We start from the raw sequence: 22,422 nt of genomic DNA, 5'->3' as shown, positions 1-22,422 counted from the left end.
AAAATAAATTAATTACCCCTTAATTTTTAAACCGCATAAATCCCACTAATAAAATACGAAGAAAATCACAGAACTGAGATCATTTAAAATTTTCTCTTTTTAACGATCTTGTTCACATTACTGTAAGAAATAATAAATAGAATGGAACCGCTGAACAAAAGTGGCAGCGCGTTTTAAATAATAATTCTCTTTGACTTGGGATAATAAAATGAAAGTTAAAATATTGACGATGGTGGTAACCTCCTTAATCAGCTTAAGCTCCATGGCTGTGACGATTGACTATCGTCATGAAATGCAAGATACGGCAAAGAACGATCATAAAGATCGCCTGCTGATGTCCCACCGTTTTGACAACGGTTTTGGCCTGTCACTGGAAGGCAAATGGGGTCAATCCAAAAACGATACCACCCCAAATAAACCGTATAACGAAACGGTCAGCAACGGTACAGAAGTTACCGCCAGCTATCAGTACAAATTCGATAAAACTTTTGGACTGGAAACCGGCCTAAACATGGTTACCACTTCAGACGACAACAATTACCGTCCTTACATCAAAGGCACGGCCAACATTACCGATTCCTTATACTATGGTCTGCGCTACCGTGCATCTTACCTGCGTAAAAGTAACAACATCGGTAATACCAACACAGCTGCGAACCCTACCGATATTAAAGGCTACACCATCACCAGTACGCTGGGTTATAAACTGCCTGCGAACTTTGTGGTTGAATACGAATTTGAATACGACAAGAAGACCAAAGCTGGTGCTCCTGGTTACATTGCCGACAACGACAACTATGGCCTGACTCACAACGTTAAATTAGCGTACAAATACGACAAAAACTGGACGCCTTATGCTGAAGTCGGCAACGTTGTTGGTAGCAAAAATACTGACGAGCGTCAAACTCGTTACCGTGTTGGTGTGCAATACAATTTCTAATGGCTAATGCCATTTAGATAATTGTTGTAATAAAAATAGCGTTCTCTTTATTGGTTTGTTATTTCCTGTCTATAAAAACGGCGACGTTATTCACGTCGCCGTTTTTTTATAGCGTGCCATCCCTGGCCGCCACCCTTACGGGCCGTTGCTAATGCAACGTTAAAAATTTCTCCCGGAAATTTTTTATTCTTCACATCAAACTAAATTAACAATCAGAAGCGATAGCCTACGCCAAACATAAAGGCCCAGGGATCAAGTTTAGTATGAATGCTTTGCTGATCGTTACCGGCTTTAAATTTCACATCGGTATCAATGTCCATCCACCACACGGACATATTAAGCAGCCAGTTTTTATCCAGGTTGTAATCCAACCCTGCCTGCGCAGCAAGGCCCCAGGAATTCTTCAGGCTCAGATCGCTCAATCCTGCCCCTTTCCCCGTGTCATTAAATTTCTCATCGAAGAACAAGGTGTAATTCAGGCCAACGCCTAAATAGGGACGTAATTTATCTTGAGTATCACCAAAATAGTACTGCGCGACCAGTGAAGGCGGCAGGTGTTTAACTTCCGCAATAGTCCCCGTACCCGGTGTTCCGACTTTATGTTTGAACGGCGTGGCGGCAAGTAATTCAACCCCAATATTGTCCGTCACCATGTAGCTAAACGTCAGACCCAGTTGAGTATTATTACTAACCTGAAACTCACCTAAACCCAGTACGTTGTCTGAGCTTTCAGCAGGCCGTACGGTTGTTGAACCTGCCCGAACAATGAAATCACCCGCTTGATGAGCCTGTGCCAATGCAGGCATGAGCGCCGCTGCCAACAATAATAAAGATGTCTTTTTCATTACCCACTCCATTTATAGGGTTTAAATTTCGAGCGAAATATACCCCTAAGTAGGTATTCTTGTTTTAAGCCAGATCACATCTTTTAAAGATTTTACGCCCAAATTGAACTGAATCATTTCTTGCTAAGTCATTAAAAATAATGAAATTGATCTAGATCAATAATGATGTAGGGCATCAAATACGCCTCAGACGACGATAAGCGCCACGATGGTAGCCATGCCACACTAACCTCATAGTGAGGGGAAAAGCAGCATTGCATCGTTGACGGGGTGCCACAGCGCGAATTAACAGGTTACAATTGGGAGTTAAGTTCTCTCTGTCGATTTATCTTTTTTCAAGGAGCCTGCATGCCTATCACGGCTAACACGTTGTACCGTGACACAATGAATTTCACCCGCAACCAGTTCATCAGCATCTTAATGATGTCACTGTTGACGGCATTCATTACTGTCATACTGAATCATGCACTATCGCCTTCTGGAGACGAGTTACAGATTCTGAGCAGTTCCAGCAGCGATCTGTCATCTTCTGTCGAAGCTGGCTTGATGGATATGATTCAGCAGATGACGCCGGAACAACAAACCGTGTTACTGAAAATGTCGGCAGCAGGTACCTTTGCTGCGTTAGTGGGCAATGCGTTGCTGACGGGCGGGATTCTGATGCTGATCCAGCTGGTTTCTGACGGACAGCGCACCAGTGCACTGCGAGCTATTGGCGCCTCTGCTCCCTTTTTACTGCGTCTGCTTATCCTGATCCTGCTGTGCACCCTGCTCATCCAGCTTGGCATGATGCTTCTGGTCATTCCTGGCGTGCTGCTCGCTATTGCGCTGAGTTTGTCACCCGTGATTGTCGTCACGGAAAAAAGCGGGATTTTCAATGCCATTAAAGTGAGTACCAAACTAGCTTACGGCAACCTGCGTGCAACCGCGCCTGCCATCGTGATGTGGCTACTGGCTAAAATCGCTATTTTGCTGATCGTGTCGAAGTTACCGGTTTCCTCACCGACCGTGCTCGGCGTGGTTCTGAATGGTTTGGGCAACCTGATCTCCGCGATCCTGCTCATTTATCTGTTCCGCCTTTATATGTTGCTGCGCGCTTAATTACCGCCCTTTGCCTATGCCACCGCTCTGGTGGCATAGGTTCCGCCAGATCTCCGTTCGCTATCTACCCAATCGTAATTTTCTGCAAATTATTACAATATCTCGGGAATGGTGTTCCACAATAAAGGATAATGGCATGAGCTATCGGATAACTCTCGCGGGTTATGATTACGACACTGTTGAGTGATGGATTGACATAATGAAGCAACTTCTTGATTTTATACCGTTGGTCGTTTTTTTTGCAGCCTATAAACTTTATGACATCTATATCGCATCGGGTGCACTGATTGCGGCAACGGCGCTGTCACTCGTGGTCACCTGGGTGATGTATCGTAAAATAGAAAAAATGACGCTGGTCACCTTTGCCATGGTCGTCGTTTTCGGTTCGCTTACGCTGGTGTTCCATAACGATCTGTTTATCAAGTGGAAAGTCACCATCATCTACGCCTTGTTCGCCATTGCCCTTCTGGTTAGCCAGTTTGTGATGAAACAGACCCTGATTCAGAAAATGCTGGGTAAAGAGTTAACCTTGCCGCAATCCGTCTGGGGGAAACTGAATTTCGCCTGGGCAATGTTCTTTCTGGTGTGTGGACTGGTTAACATCTATATTGCTTTCTGGTTACCGCAAAACGTTTGGGTTAATTTCAAAGTCTTTGGTCTGACCGGTGTGACGCTGCTGTTTACGCTGATTTGTGGCGTTTATATCTATCGTCACTTGCCTAACGATCAGGAAAAGTCAGAAGAAGAAAAAAGCGAGCAACAGCAATAGCCAAAGCGAGATAGACACAATGAGCACACAAAACGTGTTACCACAGGGCGAACTGGTTCTCCGCACGCTGGCAATGCCAGCCGATACCAATGCGAACGGAGATATTTTTGGCGGCTGGCTGATGTCGCAAATGGACATCGGTGGCGCGATTTTGGCGAAAGAAATTGCCGAGGGACGTGTCGTTACCGTACGGGTTGATGGGATGTCGTTCTTAAAACCTGTCGCCGTCGGCGATGTGGTTTGCTGCTATGCACGTTGTTTACGTACTGGCCGTAGCTCTATCAACGTCAACGTTGAAGTGTGGGTGAAGAAAGTCTCCTCTGAGCCAATTGGTCAGCGCTATCGGGCTACCGAAGCGTTATTCACTTACGTTGCCGTAGACGAAGAAGGCCACCCGCGTGAGCTGCCCGCAGGTAAAAGCAACTTCACGCCAAGCGAGTAACGTCTGGCATCAGACTAAAAACTCGCTGATAAGTATCTACATTATTACCGGATATAAAGGCATAACGAAAACGGGGCGCTATCTACACAGATAGCGCCCCGTTTCTTTTTCATATCGGCGTGAATTATTCGACTGCCGCCCCGCCATCAATTTTAAAGACGATGGTCACAACCAAATCTTTGCCCGGTTTACCTGCTTCATAACGCCATTTACGCATGGCCTGCTTGATATCACGCTCGAACATATTGCGTGGCTCAGCAGAAAGCACGCGCACGTTGTCAACACGTCCAGACTCGTCCACATCAAACTGCATTTTTACCCGCCCTTCAACGCGCAGAGAAAACGCGCGAGCCGGATACTGAGGCTGTGCGCGGCTCAACGGACGTGGCCCGCTTGACTGCGTGCTTGCTGCGGGTGCCGGTGCCTGCTTCACTGGCGCGTTAGTCACATTGCGCGTTGGCTCTGTGCTGGTAAACGGCGAAGGCGGCTGTTTTTCAACCGTCGGTTCACGTTTAACCGGCTTCGGTTGCTCAACCTTCTTCACCGGCTTAGGCTCCGGTTTAGGTTTCGGCGGCTTGGGCTTTGGCTCAGGTAATGGCATAGGAACCGGCTGCGGCAATGGCTCCGGTTCTGGAATCGGTTCCGGCTCAGGTTCAGGTTCTGGCTGCTTAACCGGCTCTGGCTCCGGGGCAGATTTAGCAGCAGGTGCAGCTTCATAGGCCGCAGGGTTCACCATCACAACGCTGATGGGCTTAGATTCCTGCGGTAATTCGATTGAATTATTAAATGATGCGTACAGCAAACCTGCAATCAGTGAACCGTGAAAACCGACTGAAAGTATGAATGGCCATGAGTAACGGCGGGTCAAAAAAAACTTTTTTTGCGGCATAGTCTGTCTTTATCCTCTTATGCCGCCCAAGTTTAAATGCAAATAGCAATCATATTCAATAACAACCCGTGGAATTGTTAAAAAAACAGAAATCGTGGGGGGATTACTCTGGCAAATCAACCTATTGTCCTCGTACTATTGTCTTCAAACAACATCACGTATGATGATAGAAACTCGTTTCTCTTACCCGATAGCGTTTGACCGCTGGGGTTCTCAAACCCGGCACCCCAAACGATAAAGGGTACCTTCCCACCTGTGAGGTCGCTATGCTCTATGTCATTTATGCTGAAGATAATGTTGATTCATTAGCAAAACGCCTGTCGGTCAGACCGGACCATCTTGCCCGTTTACAGGCATTGCGCGATCAGGGTCGACTGATTACCGCGGGCCCTTTGCCTGCTATCGACAGCGAAGATCCCGGTCAGGCTGGCTTTAGCGGCTCCGTGATTATCGCCGAATTCACATCGCTGGATGAGGCAACGACATGGGCCAACGCCGACCCTTACATCGCTGCGGGCGTCTATAAACACGTCAGCGTGAAGCCATTCAAGAAAGTGTTTTAAGGGTCATACTCTAAATAATTCGAGTTTCAGGACAAACGTTAACGTTTGAACAACGCAAAGCGTTGGCCCATTAGGGCAATGGTTTATTTATAAACCTTGTAACGCGGCAAGAGAAGGAATCCCGATGAGCTTACTTGAGTAAGTGATTCGGGTGACTGACAAATCTGCCAGAGGCAGGTTTGAACGCTGCTTGCAGCGGCCCCAACGGGGCGAGGTCCACGCAAGTGGAGCGAGTAGCGCAGTCAACGCACATGCAACTTGAAGTATGACGAGTAATTGATACAGGTCATGGTTGTACTAGAAAATCATGACCCTTTTCGCCCCCGCCAAAAGCTGAAATATTTTAGTCATTTAACAGTGATAATTTGACCGCTATTCATTTATAGAGGGTCAGCAATCATGTTAATGCCTGCGATTTTGCGAAACGGAGTTGCTACTATCCGCCGCCGTCATCGCCTCAGTATTCTCTCCGGATTGTTATTGATCATTGGGTTATTTTCTTTATTGCAATTGGTTTCCGTCGGCGTCATTTCTCAAACGATGACGCAGGTTCGACAGGATATTTCCGCTAACGAGAGCCTTCGCCAGCAACAAGCCTTGATGGATAAAGCACGGATGGAAGTGATGAATGCCAGCGACAAGCTCAACCGCGCGGGCATTTATTTGTTGGTAGACAAAGATACGGGATCTGAAGGTAGCTGGCACAGCCTGATGGATGAAGCGGAAGTGTCTCTAAAACAGGCGCAGGAGCACTACCAACTACTGGGGACGGTCACAACGGCTGAAGCAGACACCGCGGCTTTTATCGATTTGAAAAAGAGCTACAGTCAGCTTTATTCCGGGCTTGTCGAGCTGGCCGAGGGCATAAAGACCACGAATCAGATCGATATTTTCTTTGCCGTTCCGGTACAGGCTTACCAAAGCGATTTTACCCAGAAGTATTCACACTATCTGCAAGATACCGATGCGCTGCAAAAGCAGCATGGCCAACAATTTTTATCCTCACTCGATAACGCAAAAACGATTTTCATTACGGTTCTTGGCCTCTTGCTGGCAATTGCCATCGCCGTGTGGATTGGCGTGAGTCGGATCATTATTCGCCCGCTGACGCACATTATTGCCCACTTAAAACTGATCGCCGCGGGTGACCTTTCGCATGCGGTCAATACAAAGACGCGCGGTACACGCGAAATTGAACAGCTTAATAACAGCGTCATTCAAATGCAGGAAGGTCTGGTGAACCTGGTCAATCAGGTTCGTCAGGGCGTTGACCACATGGTGACGCAGGTCGATCGGGTCGCGGCAGATAACCATCGGCTTTCCGAACAGGCAAATCGCCAATCCCACGAGCTCAAAGTCACCACAGAACATATTATTCAGCTTAGCCAGCATCTGGAACAAAATACCCAGCATACCCAACAGGCTAATTTGCACGCGGAAGATACCAGCAAGATCGCTGCTCAGGGTGAAACAATGATGAATGATGTCAAGGTGGCGATGTCAGACATAGCAGGCAGAACGCGTGAGATGACAGAAGCCATTGGGATGATAGAGAACGTGGCGTTTCAGACGCACATTTTGTCGTTGAACGCCGCCATTGAAGCCGCACGCGCTGGAACGATGGGACGCGGCTTTGCCGTTGTCGCGCGGGAAGTCGGCACGCTGGCGTCGCAAAGCAGCCATTCTGCACAAAGTATTAATGTGCTGATTCGTGATTCCGATAACAGCGTCACCGCCGGAACACGACTGGTGAACAAACTGAATGACAGCCTGCAACACATCATTCAGACCGCGAAAGGCACGGGCACGTTTCTGAGCGAGATTTCGGAGATATCGCACCAGCAGAACGAAAGCATCCATGAAGTCACCGCACGGCTCAGCACGCTGAACGACACCGTCAGGGAAAATGCGGGACAGGTTGAAGCCTCCGCGCACACCTTCGCCTCATTGCTGGAGCAAACGGAACGCTTAAATACGTCAGTATCGCTGTTTATTCTACCCTCGACGGAAGATGACATTAACCTGATGATTGATCAGCGTGAAATGGCACAGCGCATTCCAGTCATGGGATAAGTCGATGAGGGAATAAACCCTGCGTGTGGTAAACCGTGTGATAAAAAAATAGCGACCAAACCTCGGGTCGCTATTTTCCTCACTGGCTTACCAGTCGTAGGTTACCGCATAGAGCAATGCACGTCGTTGCTGCTTTTGTTGCAGATAACGGGCAGAGCGAATATGACGATACGTACGTGATTGAGCCTCCAACCAGCGACTTCTTCTACGCTGGACCTGACGTAACATCCGCCAGCGACCCACTTCATTCCGACTGCGTTTCATTATGCGACTCTTGTTAATACACTCGCGCTGGGCATTATACCCCCCTAATACACGACGACAACCAGTGAATCCCCCTCTCCGACATTCTCTTCTTAGCCAGCTACGCTATTTTATTCAGAGGAAAGGCATTTCCCCTTTTATAAATCTATGCGTACACTTTGTTAATTCTTTGCAGAAGGGAACTGTGCTGCCTTTATGTCGACATTTTATACCGTAATAAGTTGGTTACTGGTTTTTAGCTACTGGTTGCTGATTGCAGGTGTGACCCTGCGTATTTTGATGAAACGTCGGGCGGTGCCTTCTGCGATGGCTTGGCTGTTGGTGATTTATATTCTGCCACTTGTCGGTATTGTCGCTTATCTTTCGTTTGGCGAACTCCATCTCGGCAAACGCCGAGCCGAACGTGCCAGCAAAATGTGGCCATCAACGGCAAAATGGCTGCGCGAATTAAAAGAATATCGCCGTATTTTCGCGACGGAAAACAGTGAAGTCGCCAGCGCGTTATTTCAGCTGTGTGAGAGACGGCAAGGGGTTGGCGGCGTAAAAGGCAATCAGTTGCAGTTGATGACCACGTTTGATGACACCATTAAAGCGCTATTGCGTGATATTGAACTCGCACGCAGCAACATCGAAATGGTGTTCTACATCTGGCAACCCGGCGGCCTGGTTGAGCAAGTCTCCTCTTCTCTTATCGCCGCGGCACGACGCGGGGTACACTGCCGTATTCTGCTGGACTCTGCCGGCAGCGTACAATTTTTCCGCCAGCATCACCCCGAACTGATGCGCACCGCCGGGATCGAAGTGGTCGAAGCCCTGAAAGTCAATCTGTTCCGTGCTTTCCTTCGCCGCATGGATTTGCGGCAGCACCGTAAAATCATCCTGATCGACAACCGTATCGCCTATACCGGCAGCATGAATATGGTCGATCCCCGTTTATTCAAACAAGATGCCGGCGTTGGGCAATGGATCGACCTGATGGCACGTATTGAAGGCCCGGTGGCGACCACGCTGGGGATTATTTACTGCTGCGACTGGGAAATGGAGACAGGCAAGCGTCTGCTTCCGCCACCGCCGGACGTTAACGTTATGCCGTTCGAGCAAGAGAGCGGCCACACCATTCAGGTTATAGCCTCGGGCCCCGGTTACCCGGAAGAAATGATTCATCAGGCGCTGCTGACGTCCGTCTATTCGGCACGTAAGCAGTTGATCATGACGACCCCCTACTTCGTACCCAGCGACGATTTGCTGCACGCCATTTGTACCGCCGCTCAGCGCGGGGTTGATGTCAGCATTATCGTTCCCCACAAGAATGACTCCGTGCTGGTCGGCTGGGCCAGTCGCGCGTTCTTCACGGAACTGCTGGCCGCTGGCGTAAAAATTTATCAATTCAAGGACGGACTGCTGCACACCAAAAGCGTACTGGTTGATGGACAGCTCAGCCTGGTCGGCACGGTGAATCTGGATATGCGCAGTCTGTGGCTGAATTTTGAAATTACGCTAGTGATTGACGATGCCGGGTTCGGCAGCGATTTAGCCTGCGTACAGGAAGATTATATCGCCCGTTCACGCCTGTTAAACGCGACGCAGTGGCAAAACCGCCCTTACTGGCAACGCATCGTCGAGCGGCTGTTCTACTTTTTCAGCCCCCTGCTATAAATACGCGTTTTCCCGTGTTCTAATAAGGCTATTGGGAATTAACAGGAATGACGTTATGGATTTGAATAATCGCCTGACCGAAGACGAAGCATTGGAACAGGCCTACGATATCTTTTTGGAACTCGCGGCTGATAATCTCGATCCGGCAGATATTCTGCTGTTCAACCTGCAATTTGAAGAGCGCGGTGGTGCAGAGTTATTCGACCCTGCTGAAGACTGGGCTGAACACGTTGATTTCGACCTGAATCCTGACTTTTTTGCCGAAGTCGTCATTGGGCTGGCCGAAGAAGACGGTGAAGAGATCACGGATATTTTTGCCCGCGTGCTGATTTGCCGGGAAAAAGACCACAAACTTTGCCACATTTTGTGGAAAGAATAATTTTTCTTGCTTAAACGTAAGGCGTCTCCCACAGGAGACGCCTTTTTTACATCAGTAGCCGATAAAATGGATTACTGTGATTCTGCTTCTGCCACCGGTAACAGCGCCTGCGGATCGACCTTCAAACACGACACCGCGTGCGTAAAGCTCCCTTCCAGCAATGGCCGGGTTTTCGAACACTCAGGGCCGACAATCGGACAACGCGTGCAGAACACACAGCCCGATGGTGGGTTGATCGGTGAAGGCAAATCCCCTTCCAGCAGCTGTATCTTCTTGTTTCGCTCCTGATCGGGATCGGGAATCGGCACAGCAGACATCAGCGCACGCGTATACGGGTGCTGCGGGTTTTGGTAGACCTGATCGTACGTTCCCAGCTCTACGGCATGACCCAGATACATCACCAGCACGCGATCGGAAATGTGCTTCACGACCGATAGGTCATGGGCGATAAAAATCAGCGACAGGCGCATTTCACGCTGTAACTGACGCAGCAGGTTAACCACCTGTGCCTGAATCGACACGTCCAGCGCGGAAACCGGTTCGTCACAGATAATCAGCTTCGGTTCCAGAATCAGCGCACGCGCGATGCCGATACGCTGGCACTGCCCGCCAGAGAACTCATGCGGATAGCGGTTGATCAGATTCGGCAGCAGCCCAACCTTCAGCATCATCGCTTTCACACGATCTTTCACCGTTTGTCGATCCAGCTCTGGATGATAAACCTTTAACGGCTCGGCAATAATCTCGCCGATGGTCATACGCGGGTTCAGCGATGCCAGTGGATCCTGGAATATCATCTGAATGTCACTCCGCGCGGCGCGCCATTCATCAGCGCTCATCCCCAGCAGATCTTTTCCCAGCCAGGTGACGCGTCCGTCGGTCGCTTTTACCAGCCCGATAATAGCACGCGCCAGCGTAGACTTACCGCAGCCGGATTCCCCCACCACGCCCAGCGTTTCGCCTTCATATAAACGCAGCGTCACACCATCGACCGCTTTCAATTTTTTCGGTGGCTGCCAGAACCACTGCTTATCATCTCTGACATCAAAGTGGACTTTCAACTCGTCCACTTCTAACAACACCTTCTTCTCGTCCGCGTTGTTCATACCACCTCCTCAATCGCTCTAAAGCAGGCGCGCAAGCGGCCATCACCAAAAGATTCCAGCGCCGGTGCGCTATGGCAGACATCCATCGCATACGGGCAGCGTGGTTGGAACGGACACCCTTTCGGCAAACGTAATAAGTTAGGCGGATTACCCGGAATGGTCGCCAGCACGTCATCTTCCGCATCCAGACGCGGCACGGCATTGAGCAGACCAACGGAATACGGGTGGCTCGGATGATAAAAGACATCGCGTGCAACGCCGTATTCCATCGTGCGCCCGGCGTACATCACCAGCACTTTGTCACAAATACCGGCAACAACCCCCAGATCATGGGTAATCATGATGATGGCGGTATTAAACTCGCGCTTCAGCTCGTTCAGCAACGTCATAATCTGCGCCTGAACCGTCACATCCAGTGCGGTTGTCGGTTCATCGGCAATCAGCAGCTTCGGACGGCACAGCAGCGCCATGGCGATCATCACGCGCTGACGCATCCCACCGGAAAACTCATGCGGATACATCTTCATACGCTTGCGCGCTTCCGGCATTTTGACCGCATCCAGCATTTTGACTGATTCTTCAAACGCTTCGCTTTTGCTCAGGTGTTTGTGCAACATCAGCACTTCCATCAGCTGTTCGCCGACGCGCATGTAAGGATTCAGCGACGTCATCGGATCCTGGAAGATCATACTGATTTCTTCAGCACGCAGCTTATTCAGTTGGCTTTCAGGCAAATTGAGAATTTCTTTGCCACGAAAACGTGCCGAGCCGCCGATACGACCATTGCGAGCCAGCAGCCCCATCAACGCAAACGCCGTTTGTGATTTACCGGAGCCTGACTCACCAACAATCCCCAGCGTTTCACCGGCGTTAAGCGTGAAGTTCAGGTCGTTAACGGCCGTCACGTCGCCATCCTGCGTTTTGAACGTTACCCGGAGATCCTGAACATGTAGCAGCGCGTCGTGCGCGCCAGTTAACTCAATCTTGCTCATGTCGATATTCCTCAGCGATCTTTCGGGTCGAGGGCATCACGCAGGCCATCGCCGATAAAGTTAAAACAAAACAGCGTGACAACCAGAAACGCCGCCGGATAGAACAGTAACCACGGCGACACTTCCATCGAGTTCGCACCATCATTCAGCAAGGCGCCCCAGCTGCTTAACGGTTCCTGCGTTCCCAAACCCAGGAAGCTCAGGAAGGATTCGAACAGGATCATACTTGGTACCAGCAGAGAGGCGTAAACGACCACCACGCCCAGCACGTTAGGCACAATGTGGCGCAACACGATACCGCGCGTGGACACACCGGAAACCATCGCCGCTTCAATAAACTCTTTACGTTTCAGGCTCAGCGTCTGGCCACGCACGATACGCGCCATATCTAGCCAGGACACCATGCCGATAGCCACGAAGATCAGCAGCATGTTCTGCCCGAAGAACGTCACCAGCAGAATAACGAAGAACATGAACGGAAATGAGTTGAGGATTTCCAGCAGACGCATCATCACTGAATCCACTTTCCCGCCCAGATAGCCGGACATCGCGCCGTACAGCGTTCCGACGATCACCGCAACCAGCGCCGCCGCGACGCCAACCATCAGCGAGACGCGGCCCCCGATGGCAACACGGACCAGCAGATCACGACCGGAGGAATCCGTACCAAAATAGTGGCCAGACGTCATGTCCGGCGCAGATGACATCATTCCCCAGTCCGTATCCGCATAGTCAAATGCAGACAGCATAGGGGCGAAGATCACGAACACGGTAATCACGGCCAAAACAAGCAGACTGGCCAGCGCCGCACGGTTGTGGATAAAGCGCAGACGCGCATCCTGCCACAAACTGCGCCCTTCAATTCTCAGCCTGCTCGGTGAAGTTCTCTAACGCTTCAACGTTTTTTCGATTCCAAAACATAACGCCCCCAATTAATAGCGAATTTTCGGATCGATAACAGCGTAGAGCACGTCAATGATCGCATTAAATAGAATGGTTAAGCCGCCGACCAGAATCGTCAGGCTCAGTACCAGTGAATAGTCGCGGTTCAGTGCACCGTTTACGAACAGTTGCCCAATACCGGGTAAACCAAAAATGGTTTCAATCACCATCGAACCGGTAATAATCCCCACAAATGCCGGCCCCATATAAGAGAGCACAGGCAGCAGCGCAGGCTTTAGCGCATGGCGCAGGACGATGCGGCGCATCGGCAGGCCTTTGGCGCGCGCGGTGCGAATAAAGTTAGAGTGTAAAACCTCGATCATCGATCCTCGGGTAATACGCGCGATGCTGGCGATATAAGACAAAGACAGTGCCACCATCGGTAAAATCATGTATTTGGGTGCCCCACCGTTCCACCCACCGCCGGGCAGCCACCGCAGCGTGATGGCGAAAATCAGCACCAGCAACGGCGCAACAACAAAGCTGGGTATCACCACCCCCGTCATGGCAAAGCCCATCACGGTATAGTCCCATTTCGTATTCTGATTCAACGCGGCGATCACGCCTGCACTCACACCAAAAACAACAGCCAGAATGAATGCCGCAGCCCCCAGTTTTGCAGAAACAGGGAAAGACGTCGCGACCAGATCGTTCACGGAATAGTCTTTGTATTTAAAAGAAGGACCGAAATCACCCTGCACCAATTGCAGTAGGTAGTTGCCGTACTGCGTCATAATGGGGTCATTCAGATGATATTTGGCTTCAATATTCGCCATCACTTCCGGCGGTAAATTACGTTCACCGGTAAAAGGGCTACCGGGTGCCAATCGCATCATGAAAAACGAGATGGTGATCAGGATAAATAGTGTCGGAATCGCCTCTAAGCAGCGGCGAAGAATAAATTTTAACATTGCTCGTACCTATAAAAGGCTGGCAGCACAACCGCGTGCGCCAGCCATTATTATTAGTGCTTGATGATATAAAGATCTTTCACGTAAACATTATCCTGCGGATCGTTACCCGTTAATCCACCAACATAAGGTTTCACCAGTCGGGTATTCGCATAGTAATAGACCGGTATGGTGACAGCGTCTTTATCCAGCTGCGATTCCGCCTGCTGGTAAACCGCAGCGCGCTCCTCATCGGTTTTTACCTGCAAGGATTTCGCCACCAGTGCATCAAACTCTTTGCTCTTATAGTGCGAGGTGTTACTGCTGCTGTCAGACAGCATGCTGTTCAGGAAGGTTGAAGGTTCGTTATAGTCGGCACACCATCCGGCGCGAGCAACATCATAGGTTCCCTGATGACGCGTGCTGAGGAAGGTTTTCCATTCCTGGTTTTCCAGCTTAACGTCCACACCGATATTCTGTTTCCAGATAGAAGCCGCTGCGATCGCCATTTTCTTGTGCAGATCGGAGGTGTTATACAGCAGGTTCAGCGTCAGCGGTTTGTCTGCGGTATAGCCCGCTTCCGCCAGCAGTTTTTTCGCTTCTTCATTACGTTTCGCCTGTGGCCAGGTGAACCACTCTGGAACGGATGCTTTCAGGCCATCGATATACGGTGGAACAAAGCCATAGGCAGGAATATCGCCCTGATTTTTAACCTTGTTGGTCAGAATATCCTGGCTCAGACCCAGACGCAGCGCGGTACGGACTCGTACATCGTTAAATGGCGGCTTCTGGTTGTTAACTTCGTAGTAATAGGTACACAGGTACGGGTTAACCTTCACTTCATCCGGGATTTCTTTCTTCAGCTTTTGGAAGAGCTCAATTGGCAGGTTGTTGTACGTCATGTCGATCTCACCGCTGCGGTAGCGGTTAACGTCCGTCACTTCAGACGCAATCGGCAGATACGTCACCTGATTAATCACAGTGTGGGCATTATCCCAATATTGCGGATTACGCTCCAGCACCATTTTTTCGTTTACGACCCAGCTTTTCAGCTTGTAGGCACCGTTACCGACCCAGTTTTGCGGCTGCGTCCATTTTTCACCGAATTTTTCAACGACGGCTTTATTGATTGGGGACATCGCGACGTAAACAGGCAGCTTATAGAAGTAAGGCACCGCTTCGGAAAGCGTCACCTCAAAGGTATGATCGTCGATCGCTTTCACGCCCAGCGTATCCGGGGATTTCTTGCCGGCGATGATGTCATCGATATTCAGCAGATGACCATATTGCAGATAGCTGGCGTAAGGCGATGCTGTCTTTGGATCAGCCAGACGCTGCCAGCTATAGACGAAATCTTGTGCGGTAACCGGCTCACCGTTGGACCATTTGGCATCTTTACGCAGGTGGAATGTCCACACTTTAAAATCTTTGTTATCCCAACTTTCCGCTACGCCAGGAACAGTTTTGCCATTGACGTCGGAAATAACTAACCCTTCCAGCAGATCGCGCGACACGTTGGATTCCGGCACACCTTCGATTTTATGCGGGTCAAGGGAGGAAACTTCAGCACCGTTGTTACGGACCAATTCCTGTTTTTCTGCTAACTGAACGCCTGCGGGAACGGTCGCGGCGAAGGCAGAAACAGCCATCGTGCTACTTAATGCAGCGATAATAGCGGCAGCTACTCTTTTTTTAGTTGTGATGTGTGTCATTATTTTCTCCTGTAATGTTGTCGTGCTAGTTATCCCAGCACGATTCCTAAATTAGAGCCCGGTGAGAAAGCGATTAATCGATTCGACTCACGACCCATTCCCACATGGCAGAAATGGGTAACCAGAGATTAAACACCAAATTAATCACTGCTCGCTCACTTCATTTGCATCAAACCGTAAACAACCGCGGATTAATGCTTAATGATGTAGAGATCCTTCACCCGTAGATTATCCAAAGGATCCTTGCCAGTCACACCGCCGACATAAGGTTTGATCAACCGGGTGTTCGCGTAGTAATAAACTGGAACAATGGCCGCATCTTTATCCAACTGCGATTCCGCCTGCTGATAAACTTGCGCACGCTCATCGTCCGTTTTCGCCTGAACCGCCTGCTCCATCAGCTTGTCGAACGCCGCGCTCTTATAATGCGCGGTGTTGTTGCTACTGTCTGATAGCATGCTGTTCAGGAACGATGTCGGTTCATTATAGTCCGCACACCATCCGGCACGCGCAACGTCATAATTGCCTTGATGGCGCGTGCTGAGATAGGTTTTCCATTCCTGATTTTCCAGCTTAACGTCGACGCCTAGATTCTGTCTCCAGATCGAAGCCGCCGCTATCGCCAGCTTTTTATGCAGATCCGACGAGTTATAGAGCAAACTAAACGTCAGAGGTTTCTCGGCGGTATAGCCTGCCTCCGCCAGCAGTTTTTTCGCTTCGTCATTACGTTTCGCCTGTGGCCAGGTAAACCACTCTGGCGTCTGTGCTTTCAAGCCGTCCGTAAACGGCGGAATATAGCCATAGGCAGGAATATCGCCCTGGTTTTTCACTTTATTGGTCAATATATCTTGATCAAGCCCCATGCGCAGAGCCGTACGGACCCGGACATCGTTAAACGGCGGTTTCTGGTTGTTGATTTCGTAATAATACGTACAGAGGAAGGGATTAACTTTAACTTCTTGTGGGATTTCTTTTTTCAGCTTCTGGAATAGCTCAATGGGTAATTTATTATTGGTGATATCAATTTCACCCGCACGGTAGCGGTTAACATCCGTCACTTCAGAAGCAATCGGCAGATAGGTGACCTGATTAATCACAGTCTTGGCGTTATCCCAATATTGGGTATTACGCTCTAGCACAAGCCGCTCATTTACGACCCAGGATTTCAGGCGGTAGGCGCCATTCCCTACCCAGTTTTCCGGCTGGGTCCATTTATCACCAAACTTCTCCACCACCGCTTTATTTACCGGGGACAGGGACGAGTGATTCAGTAATTTATAAAAGTAAGGGATCGGTTCGCTTAATGTGACTTCCAACGTATGGTCGTCGAGGGCTTTTACGCCCAGCGTATCAGGAGATTTTTTGCTAGCGATAATGTCATCGATATTCAGCAGATGACCATATTGTAAATAGCTGGCGTAAGGAGAAACGGTTTTCGGATCGGCCAGACGCTGCCAGCTATAAACGAAATCTTGCGCGGTAACAGGTTCGCCATTGGACCACTTGGCGTCTTTGCGTAGATGGAATGTCCAGACTTTAAAGTCGCTGCTTTCCCACCGCTCAGCGACGCCAGGAATCGGGTGTCCATCAGGATCGGAAATCACCAACCCTTCATATAAATCGCGCGCGACGTTGGATTCCGGCACACCTTCTATTTTATGCGGATCCAGTGATGACACCTCAGCGCCATTGTTTCTCACCAGAACCTGCTCTTTCGCCAGCTCAACACCGGCAGGTACATTAGCAGCCTGAACATTCACGCATGACGCCATCACTGCTGCGGCAATCATACTGGTAACAAAGCATCGTTTTGTTTTGCGAGTTTTCATTTTATAAACGCCCCTGTCTTGATACAACGCCATACCGGACTCTACGCGTAAAAATCGCCGTCACATAGAGCAGAAAAGATCGCCCATTATCCAAATAAATCATAAAATTAATTTATGAGTGAATAACGAATAGCAGGTCGACACTCGAAGCTATCAAAAGCAGACACATTCGCCAATATTTTTACATTGATGTTGCTTAATTTTCTTTACTACAGCCCGGAAAACGTTTTATTTCAATCATTCGACACAACCATTAACCACATGATAAACAATGCTTTTTCTATTAATTTGCAGATATTTTTTAAATATTCAGCAATTTATATATTTTGAACAAAAAAACATCGTAGTGGGTTTTATCATTTTCACAGCACAAAAATGATGATGCACGCTTACCTGTCCGCGTCATTATCTGACCGGAATGTTATTATTTTAACAACTCCGTTACTCATCTTGCACGATAATAGCACGCGATTTCTTTACGGTAGGCTGCGCGTAAAATAACTAACTCGATTAAGATATAAGCGTCGTTTATACGAATATGTTTTATACGAACTGGTCATTCTCGTTATGTGCACAACATCGTGCCCGGAATGTCCCCCTAACAATGTCCCACTCCGATGCCCCCATTCCTTACAATCCTTTTTGGGTAGAAAAACCGCTAATTATGTCCGGTTAATGATAGTCATTATCAATATCAAATTACTGAATGGTGTCAGCTTAAAGAAAATTCGATATTGATCACAAAAAAGGCACCTACAAATAGGTATGCTCATTTCATACCGTAACGGACGCGCAGATCGTCTTAATTTTGACGTAATTTCAAAACAATATTTCAAAAATCTATGATATCGACGGTTACAGTATTTTAAAAAGCAACAATCGCGCCACAACGGTGGCTGACAAGCTCTTTGAGTCAATTAATGCGAAATAGGCAGAAAAGAATAGCCAGGTAACGAAAACGCCTCCCGCTCATTTATCTATACTGTTCTATCCGGCGAACAATTGACTGAAAGAGTTTAACATTTATCAGGAGAGCATTATGGCCGTAACCAACGTTGCTGAACTTAACGCATTGGTCGAAAGAGTGAAAAAGGCACAGCAGGAATTTGCCACTTACACTCAGGAACAAGTGGACAAAATCTTCCGCGCTGCCGCACTCGCTGCATCAGATGCCCGTATCCCGCTAGCAAAAATGGCGGTTGCCGAATCTGGCATGGGGATCGTGGAAGACAAAGTCATCAAAAACCACTTTGCATCCGAGTACATTTATAACGCCTATCAGGATGAAAAAACCTGCGGCATCCTCTCTACTGATGACACTTTTGGTACCATTACGATTGCCGAGCCGATTGGCCTGATTTGCGGCATTGTTCCCACCACCAACCCCACTTCTACCGCAATTTTTAAAGCGTTGATCAGCCTGAAGACTCGTAACGGGATTATCTTCTCCCCCCATCCACGTGCAAAAAATGCGACCAATAAAGCTGCTGACATTGTTCTGCAAGCGGCAATTGCGGCAGGAGCACCGAAAGACATCATCGGCTGGATCGATCAGCCTTCTGTCGACCTGTCCAACCAGCTAATGCATCACCCAGATATCAACCTGATTCTGGCAACTGGCGGTCCGGGCATGGTCAAAGCCGCATACAGCTCCGGTAAACCGGCAATTGGTGTAGGTGCTGGTAACACGCCTGTTGTCGTTGACGAAACCGCAGATATCAAGCGTGCCGTGGCGTCTATTCTGATGTCGAAAACCTTCGATAACGGCGTAATTTGTGCGTCAGAACAATCCGTCATCGTGGTAGACAGCGTCTATGATGCCGTGCGCGAACGTTTTGCCACCCACGGCGGCTACATGCTGAAAGGCAAAGAACTGCATGCCGTACAGGGTATTCTGCTGAAAAACGGTTCACTGAACGCCGACATCGTGGGCCAGCCTGCACCGAAGATCGCAGAAATGGCGGGTATCACTGTCCCTGCGAATACCAAAGTGCTGATTGGTGAAGTGACGGTCGTCGATGAATCCGAACCGTTTGCCCATGAAAAACTGTCTCCGACGCTGGCGATGTACCGTGCGAAAGACTTCAACGATGCCGTCATTAAAGCGGAAAAACTGGTCGCAATGGGTGGCATCGGTCACACATCCTGCCTGTATACCGATCAGGACAATCAGCCAGAGCGCGTGAATCATTTCGGCAATATGATGAAAACCGCGCGTATCCTGATTAACACCCCTGCTTCTCAGGGCGGTATCGGCGATCTCTACAACTTCAAACTCGCTCCGTCTCTGACGCTGGGCTGTGGCTCCTGGGGCGGAAACTCCATCTCCGAAAACGTCGGTCCGAAGCACTTGATCAACAAGAAAACGGTAGCCAAGCGAGCAGAGAATATGTTGTGGCATAAACTTCCTAAATCCATTTATTTCCGTCGCGGCTCACTGCCAATCGCACTGGAAGAAGTCGCTTCCGATGGTGCAAAACGTGCATTTATCGTGACCGACCGCTTCTTATTCAACAACGGCTATGTCGATCAGGTGACGTCTGTACTGAAACAACATGGACTGGAAACCGAAGTGTTCTTCGAAGTTGAAGCTGACCCGACGCTGAGCATCGTGCGTAAAGGTGCAGAGCAAATGCATTCCTTCAAACCGGATGTAATTATTGCGCTGGGTGGTGGTTCTCCAATGGATGCCGCGAAGATCATGTGGGTAATGTATGAGCACCCAACGACGCATTTCGAAGAGCTGGCACTGCGCTTTATGGATATCCGTAAACGTATCTACAAGTTCCCGAAAATGGGTGTTAAAGCCAAAATGGTGGCGATTACCACCACATCCGGTACCGGTTCCGAAGTGACGCCGTTCGCCGTAGTGACCGACGATGCCACCGGGCAAAAATATCCGTTAGCGGACTACGCGCTGACGCCAGATATGGCGATTGTTGATGCCAATCTGGTGATGAATATGCCGAAATCGCTGTGTGCGTTTGGCGGGCTCGATGCCGTAACCCATTCGCTGGAAGCCTATGTTTCTGTGCTGGCAAACGAATATTCAGATGGACAGGCATTACAAGCGCTGAAACTGCTGAAGGAAAACCTGCCAGACAGCTACCGCGACGGCGCGAAAAACCCGGTTGCCCGTGAGCGTGTTCATAATGCCGCGACGATTGCAGGAATTGCGTTTGCCAACGCCTTCCTCGGCGTCTGTCACTCCATGGCGCATAAACTGGGCTCGGAGTTCCATATTCCGCACGGCCTGGCTAACGCCCTGCTGATTTCAAACGTGATTCGCTATAACGCGAACGACAACCCGACCAAGCAGACGACGTTCAGCCAGTATGACCGTCCACAGGCTCGTCGTCGTTACGCGGAAATCGCCGATCACCTGCGTTTGACAGCACCAAGCGATCGTACCGCGCAGAAAATCGAGAAATTGCTGAACTGGCTGGAAGAAATGAAGACCGAGCTGGGGATCCCAACGTCCATTCGTGAAGCGGGCGTACAGGAAGCCGATTTCCTGGCTAAGGTCGATAAGCTGTCAGAAGATGCGTTCGACGATCAGTGTACTGGCGCTAACCCGCGTTACCCGCTGATTTCCGAACTGAAACAGATTCTGCTGGATACTTACTACGGCCGTAAGTTCTCTGAAGAAGAAAAAACGGAAGCGGTTGAGCCTGTAACAAAAGCCGCTAAAACCGGCAAGAAAGCCGCACACTAACGTTCTTGCTGTACCGCCTTAGCCTAAAGGCGGTTTATCTTTCAACGATGCCCAACCCTTTTAAGGTTGGGCATTTTTATTACTCGTACTCAGCATAGACACGCATCAACACGCCGTTTATTAATCGCCCTGTCTGCCGGATATTTAACCGCCTTACTCGCTTTCTTTACGGGTTAATCCCAGCGCAATTTTATAATGCTTACGGCACACGGAAACATAGCTCTCATTGCCGCCAATAACGACCTGCTCACCTTCGTGAACGGCATTACCTTGTGCATCTAACCGCAATACACAGTTGGCTTTACGGCCGCAGTGACAGACCGTTTTTAACTCAATCAGCTTATCTGCCCACGCTAATAAATAGTGACTCCCAGAAAACAAATCGCCACGAAAATCAGTACGCAACCCGTAGCACAATACCGGGATATCTAATTGGTCCACGACATCGGAAAGCTCGCTCACCTGCTCACGGGTTAAAAATTGACATTCGTCAATTAATACACAATCTACGGGCTGAGCGCGGTGCTCTTTCTCCAGCAATCCAAATAACGATGTCTGCGGATTAAACAATAATGCTGGAGAAGAAAGGCCGATCCGTGAACTTACTATCCCCACGCCATGCCGATTATCTATTTCTGCGGTGAACACCAGCGTGCGCATCCCACGCTCCTGGTAGTTATATGACGACTGCAATAGCGCCGTCGATTTCCCTGCATTCATTGCAGAATAATAAAAATAAAGTTGGGCCACTCGGTTACTCCAAAAGGCAGGCTATATACTCGTAATACTTCAAGTTGCATGTACGTTGGCGACGTTTAAATACTCGGCCCGTCGTGGGACTCACCCTAAAGAGCCGCTGCTAGCAGCGTTCAAATCTGCTCCTGGCAGATTTGTCACCTGAATCACTTACCTGTGTCAGCGCATCGGGATTAAATGAGAGAAATCCTGTCTCTCTCCGGAGACCAGCCGTTGGCTGGTTAAATTCGTTCCCGACGAATTTGTCCGTCTCTTGCCGCCTGTCTGAAACTCGAATTATTTGGAGTATATGATATTCGTGTCGTAAACACTTATTGTAACAACTCGTCTTCACGCTGCGCAATGGGCTATTCCTCGGCCACATTTTGTCCATACGCCCACCAGCGACGGTCTGTTATGATAAAAGATATAAACGTTCCTTATAACAACGGCACGGCATCAATAAGTCATTCTCTGCCGTCTGAGGTAGAAAAGCGGCATACCAAATGTATTTTTTTGATAACAGGAAAGTATTTATATTTATGTAACATACGATGTGAGATCTGTTTTAAAAATGATG

Annotated in this window: 18 protein-coding genes and 1 pseudogene; 9 read left to right on the top strand and 10 right to left on the bottom strand. The window is 49.2% G+C overall.

Features of this window, described 5'->3' with window-relative positions; all coding sequences use genetic code 11:
* The first annotated feature begins 208 nt into the window (after positions 1-208).
* Positions 209-940: an oligogalacturonate-specific porin KdgM family protein gene (locus HP572_RS08355; protein ID WP_240585308.1), complete on the top strand. Its 732-nt coding sequence runs from the start codon at positions 209-211 to the stop codon at positions 938-940.
* Between the two features lie 212 nt (positions 941-1,152).
* Here the strand turns inward: HP572_RS08355 and ompW are convergent, their stop codons facing one another.
* Complete coding sequence (gene ompW / locus HP572_RS08350) at positions 1,153-1,785, bottom strand: outer membrane protein OmpW (RefSeq protein ID WP_240585307.1); 633 nt, start codon at positions 1,783-1,785, stop codon at positions 1,153-1,155.
* A 348-nt stretch (positions 1,786-2,133) separates the two neighbouring features.
* Here ompW and HP572_RS08345 point away from each other — a divergent pair, with 348 nt between their 5' ends.
* From HP572_RS08345 to yciA, 3 genes are all read left to right on the top strand, one after another.
* Positions 2,134-2,886 carry a YciC family protein gene (locus tag HP572_RS08345; protein WP_240585306.1) on the top strand — a complete coding sequence of 251 codons (753 nt, stop codon included), beginning with the start codon at positions 2,134-2,136 and terminating at the stop codon, positions 2,884-2,886.
* 199 nt (positions 2,887-3,085) lie between these two features.
* A complete protein-coding gene (locus tag HP572_RS08340) occupies positions 3,086-3,655 on the top strand; it encodes a septation protein A (protein WP_240585305.1) in 570 nt (189 codons plus the stop codon).
* 19 nt (positions 3,656-3,674) lie between these two features.
* Positions 3,675-4,097 carry an acyl-CoA thioester hydrolase YciA gene (yciA, locus tag HP572_RS08335; RefSeq protein ID WP_010275288.1) on the top strand — a complete coding sequence of 141 codons (423 nt, stop codon included), beginning with the start codon at positions 3,675-3,677 and terminating at the stop codon, positions 4,095-4,097.
* 124 nt (positions 4,098-4,221) lie between these two features.
* Here the strand turns inward: yciA and tonB are convergent, their stop codons facing one another.
* Positions 4,222-4,986, bottom strand: coding sequence for a TonB system transport protein TonB (gene tonB, locus HP572_RS08330; protein ID WP_205550535.1), 765 nt, complete (start codon positions 4,984-4,986; stop codon positions 4,222-4,224).
* Positions 4,987-5,252: 266 nt separating this feature from the next.
* Here tonB and HP572_RS08325 point away from each other — a divergent pair, with 266 nt between their 5' ends.
* Together HP572_RS08325 and HP572_RS08320 are read left to right on the top strand one after the other, a co-directional pair.
* Complete coding sequence (locus HP572_RS08325) at positions 5,253-5,549, top strand: YciI family protein (protein ID WP_205550537.1); 297 nt, start codon at positions 5,253-5,255, stop codon at positions 5,547-5,549.
* Between the two features lie 399 nt (positions 5,550-5,948).
* Complete coding sequence (locus HP572_RS08320) at positions 5,949-7,622, top strand: Tar ligand binding domain-containing protein (protein ID WP_240585304.1); 1,674 nt, start codon at positions 5,949-5,951, stop codon at positions 7,620-7,622.
* 87 nt (positions 7,623-7,709) lie between these two features.
* Here HP572_RS08320 and HP572_RS08315 read toward each other — a convergent pair whose 3' ends face one another.
* Entirely contained in the window at positions 7,710-7,886 is a 177-nt protein-coding gene (locus HP572_RS08315; RefSeq protein WP_085996914.1) for a YciY family protein, read from the bottom strand.
* Between the two features lie 195 nt (positions 7,887-8,081).
* Between HP572_RS08315 and cls the strand changes: the two genes are divergently transcribed.
* Both cls and HP572_RS08305 read left to right on the top strand, forming a co-directional pair.
* Complete coding sequence (gene cls, locus HP572_RS08310; RefSeq protein WP_010275301.1) at positions 8,082-9,542, top strand: cardiolipin synthase; 1,461 nt, start codon at positions 8,082-8,084, stop codon at positions 9,540-9,542.
* A 55-nt stretch (positions 9,543-9,597) separates the two neighbouring features.
* Positions 9,598-9,921: an HI1450 family dsDNA-mimic protein gene (locus HP572_RS08305; RefSeq protein ID WP_010275303.1), complete on the top strand. Its 324-nt coding sequence runs from the start codon at positions 9,598-9,600 to the stop codon at positions 9,919-9,921.
* A 71-nt stretch (positions 9,922-9,992) separates the two neighbouring features.
* On the opposite strand, the gene oppF is transcribed toward HP572_RS08305, so the two are convergent.
* From oppF to oppA (HP572_RS08275), 6 genes and pseudogenes are all read right to left on the bottom strand, one after another.
* Positions 9,993-11,027, bottom strand: a complete 1,035-nt coding sequence (gene oppF, locus HP572_RS08300) for a murein tripeptide/oligopeptide ABC transporter ATP binding protein OppF (RefSeq protein ID WP_205550540.1) — start codon at positions 11,025-11,027, stop codon at positions 9,993-9,995.
* Entirely contained in the window at positions 11,024-12,019 is a 996-nt protein-coding gene (locus tag HP572_RS08295) for an ABC transporter ATP-binding protein (RefSeq protein ID WP_205550542.1), read from the bottom strand. Before HP572_RS08295 ends, oppF begins: the two co-directional genes overlap by 4 nt.
* An 11-nt stretch (positions 12,020-12,030) precedes the next feature.
* Positions 12,031-12,940, bottom strand: a pseudogene (gene oppC / locus HP572_RS08290) (oligopeptide ABC transporter permease OppC).
* An 11-nt stretch (positions 12,941-12,951) separates the two neighbouring features.
* Entirely contained in the window at positions 12,952-13,872 is a 921-nt protein-coding gene (gene oppB, locus HP572_RS08285; protein WP_205592806.1) for an oligopeptide ABC transporter permease OppB, read from the bottom strand.
* A gap of 53 nt (positions 13,873-13,925) precedes the next feature.
* The gene (oppA, locus tag HP572_RS08280; protein WP_240585303.1) at positions 13,926-15,563 is read right to left on the bottom strand and encodes an oligopeptide ABC transporter substrate-binding protein OppA; all 1,638 of its coding nucleotides are present in this window, start codon (positions 15,561-15,563) and stop codon (positions 13,926-13,928) included.
* A 191-nt stretch (positions 15,564-15,754) separates the two neighbouring features.
* Positions 15,755-17,353, bottom strand: a complete 1,599-nt coding sequence (oppA, locus tag HP572_RS08275) for an oligopeptide ABC transporter substrate-binding protein OppA (RefSeq protein ID WP_371745328.1) — start codon at positions 17,351-17,353, stop codon at positions 15,755-15,757.
* Positions 17,354-18,431: 1,078 nt separating this feature from the next.
* Here oppA (HP572_RS08275) and adhE point away from each other — a divergent pair.
* Positions 18,432-21,107: a bifunctional acetaldehyde-CoA/alcohol dehydrogenase gene (adhE, locus tag HP572_RS08270; protein ID WP_240585301.1), complete on the top strand. Its 2,676-nt coding sequence runs from the start codon at positions 18,432-18,434 to the stop codon at positions 21,105-21,107.
* Positions 21,108-21,260: 153 nt separating this feature from the next.
* On the opposite strand, the gene HP572_RS08265 is transcribed toward adhE, so the two are convergent.
* Complete coding sequence (locus tag HP572_RS08265; RefSeq protein ID WP_015840216.1) at positions 21,261-21,857, bottom strand: thymidine kinase; 597 nt, start codon at positions 21,855-21,857, stop codon at positions 21,261-21,263.
* Positions 21,858-22,422: the final 565 nt, after the last annotated feature.

The sequence above is a fragment of the Pectobacterium sp. PL64 genome, from assembly GCF_022477975.1.
Classification (GTDB): Bacteria; Pseudomonadota; Gammaproteobacteria; order Enterobacterales; family Enterobacteriaceae; genus Pectobacterium; species Pectobacterium jejuense.
This window is presented reverse-complemented; position numbering and strand designations above follow the sequence as displayed.

Coding starts and splice junctions, on each gene's coding strand:
- HP572_RS08355 (WP_240585308.1), top strand. CDS start 209: ATGAAAGTTAAAATATTGACGATGGTGGTAACCTCCTTAATCAGCTTA.
- ompW (WP_240585307.1), bottom strand. CDS start 1,785: ATGAAAAAGACATCTTTATTATTGTTGGCAGCGGCGCTCATGCCTGCA.
- HP572_RS08345 (WP_240585306.1), top strand. CDS start 2,134: ATGCCTATCACGGCTAACACGTTGTACCGTGACACAATGAATTTCACC.
- HP572_RS08340 (WP_240585305.1), top strand. CDS start 3,086: ATGAAGCAACTTCTTGATTTTATACCGTTGGTCGTTTTTTTTGCAGCC.
- yciA (WP_010275288.1), top strand. CDS start 3,675: ATGAGCACACAAAACGTGTTACCACAGGGCGAACTGGTTCTCCGCACG.
- tonB (WP_205550535.1), bottom strand. CDS start 4,986: ATGCCGCAAAAAAAGTTTTTTTTGACCCGCCGTTACTCATGGCCATTC.
- HP572_RS08325 (WP_205550537.1), top strand. CDS start 5,253: ATGCTCTATGTCATTTATGCTGAAGATAATGTTGATTCATTAGCAAAA.
- HP572_RS08320 (WP_240585304.1), top strand. CDS start 5,949: ATGTTAATGCCTGCGATTTTGCGAAACGGAGTTGCTACTATCCGCCGC.
- HP572_RS08315 (WP_085996914.1), bottom strand. CDS start 7,886: ATGAAACGCAGTCGGAATGAAGTGGGTCGCTGGCGGATGTTACGTCAG.
- cls (WP_010275301.1), top strand. CDS start 8,082: ATGTCGACATTTTATACCGTAATAAGTTGGTTACTGGTTTTTAGCTAC.
- HP572_RS08305 (WP_010275303.1), top strand. CDS start 9,598: ATGGATTTGAATAATCGCCTGACCGAAGACGAAGCATTGGAACAGGCC.
- oppF (WP_205550540.1), bottom strand. CDS start 11,027: ATGAACAACGCGGACGAGAAGAAGGTGTTGTTAGAAGTGGACGAGTTG.
- HP572_RS08295 (WP_205550542.1), bottom strand. CDS start 12,019: ATGAGCAAGATTGAGTTAACTGGCGCGCACGACGCGCTGCTACATGTT.
- oppB (WP_205592806.1), bottom strand. CDS start 13,872: ATGTTAAAATTTATTCTTCGCCGCTGCTTAGAGGCGATTCCGACACTA.
- oppA (WP_240585303.1), bottom strand. CDS start 15,563: ATGACACACATCACAACTAAAAAAAGAGTAGCTGCCGCTATTATCGCT.
- oppA (WP_371745328.1), bottom strand. CDS start 17,353: ATGATTGCCGCAGCAGTGATGGCGTCATGCGTGAATGTTCAGGCTGCT.
- adhE (WP_240585301.1), top strand. CDS start 18,432: ATGGCCGTAACCAACGTTGCTGAACTTAACGCATTGGTCGAAAGAGTG.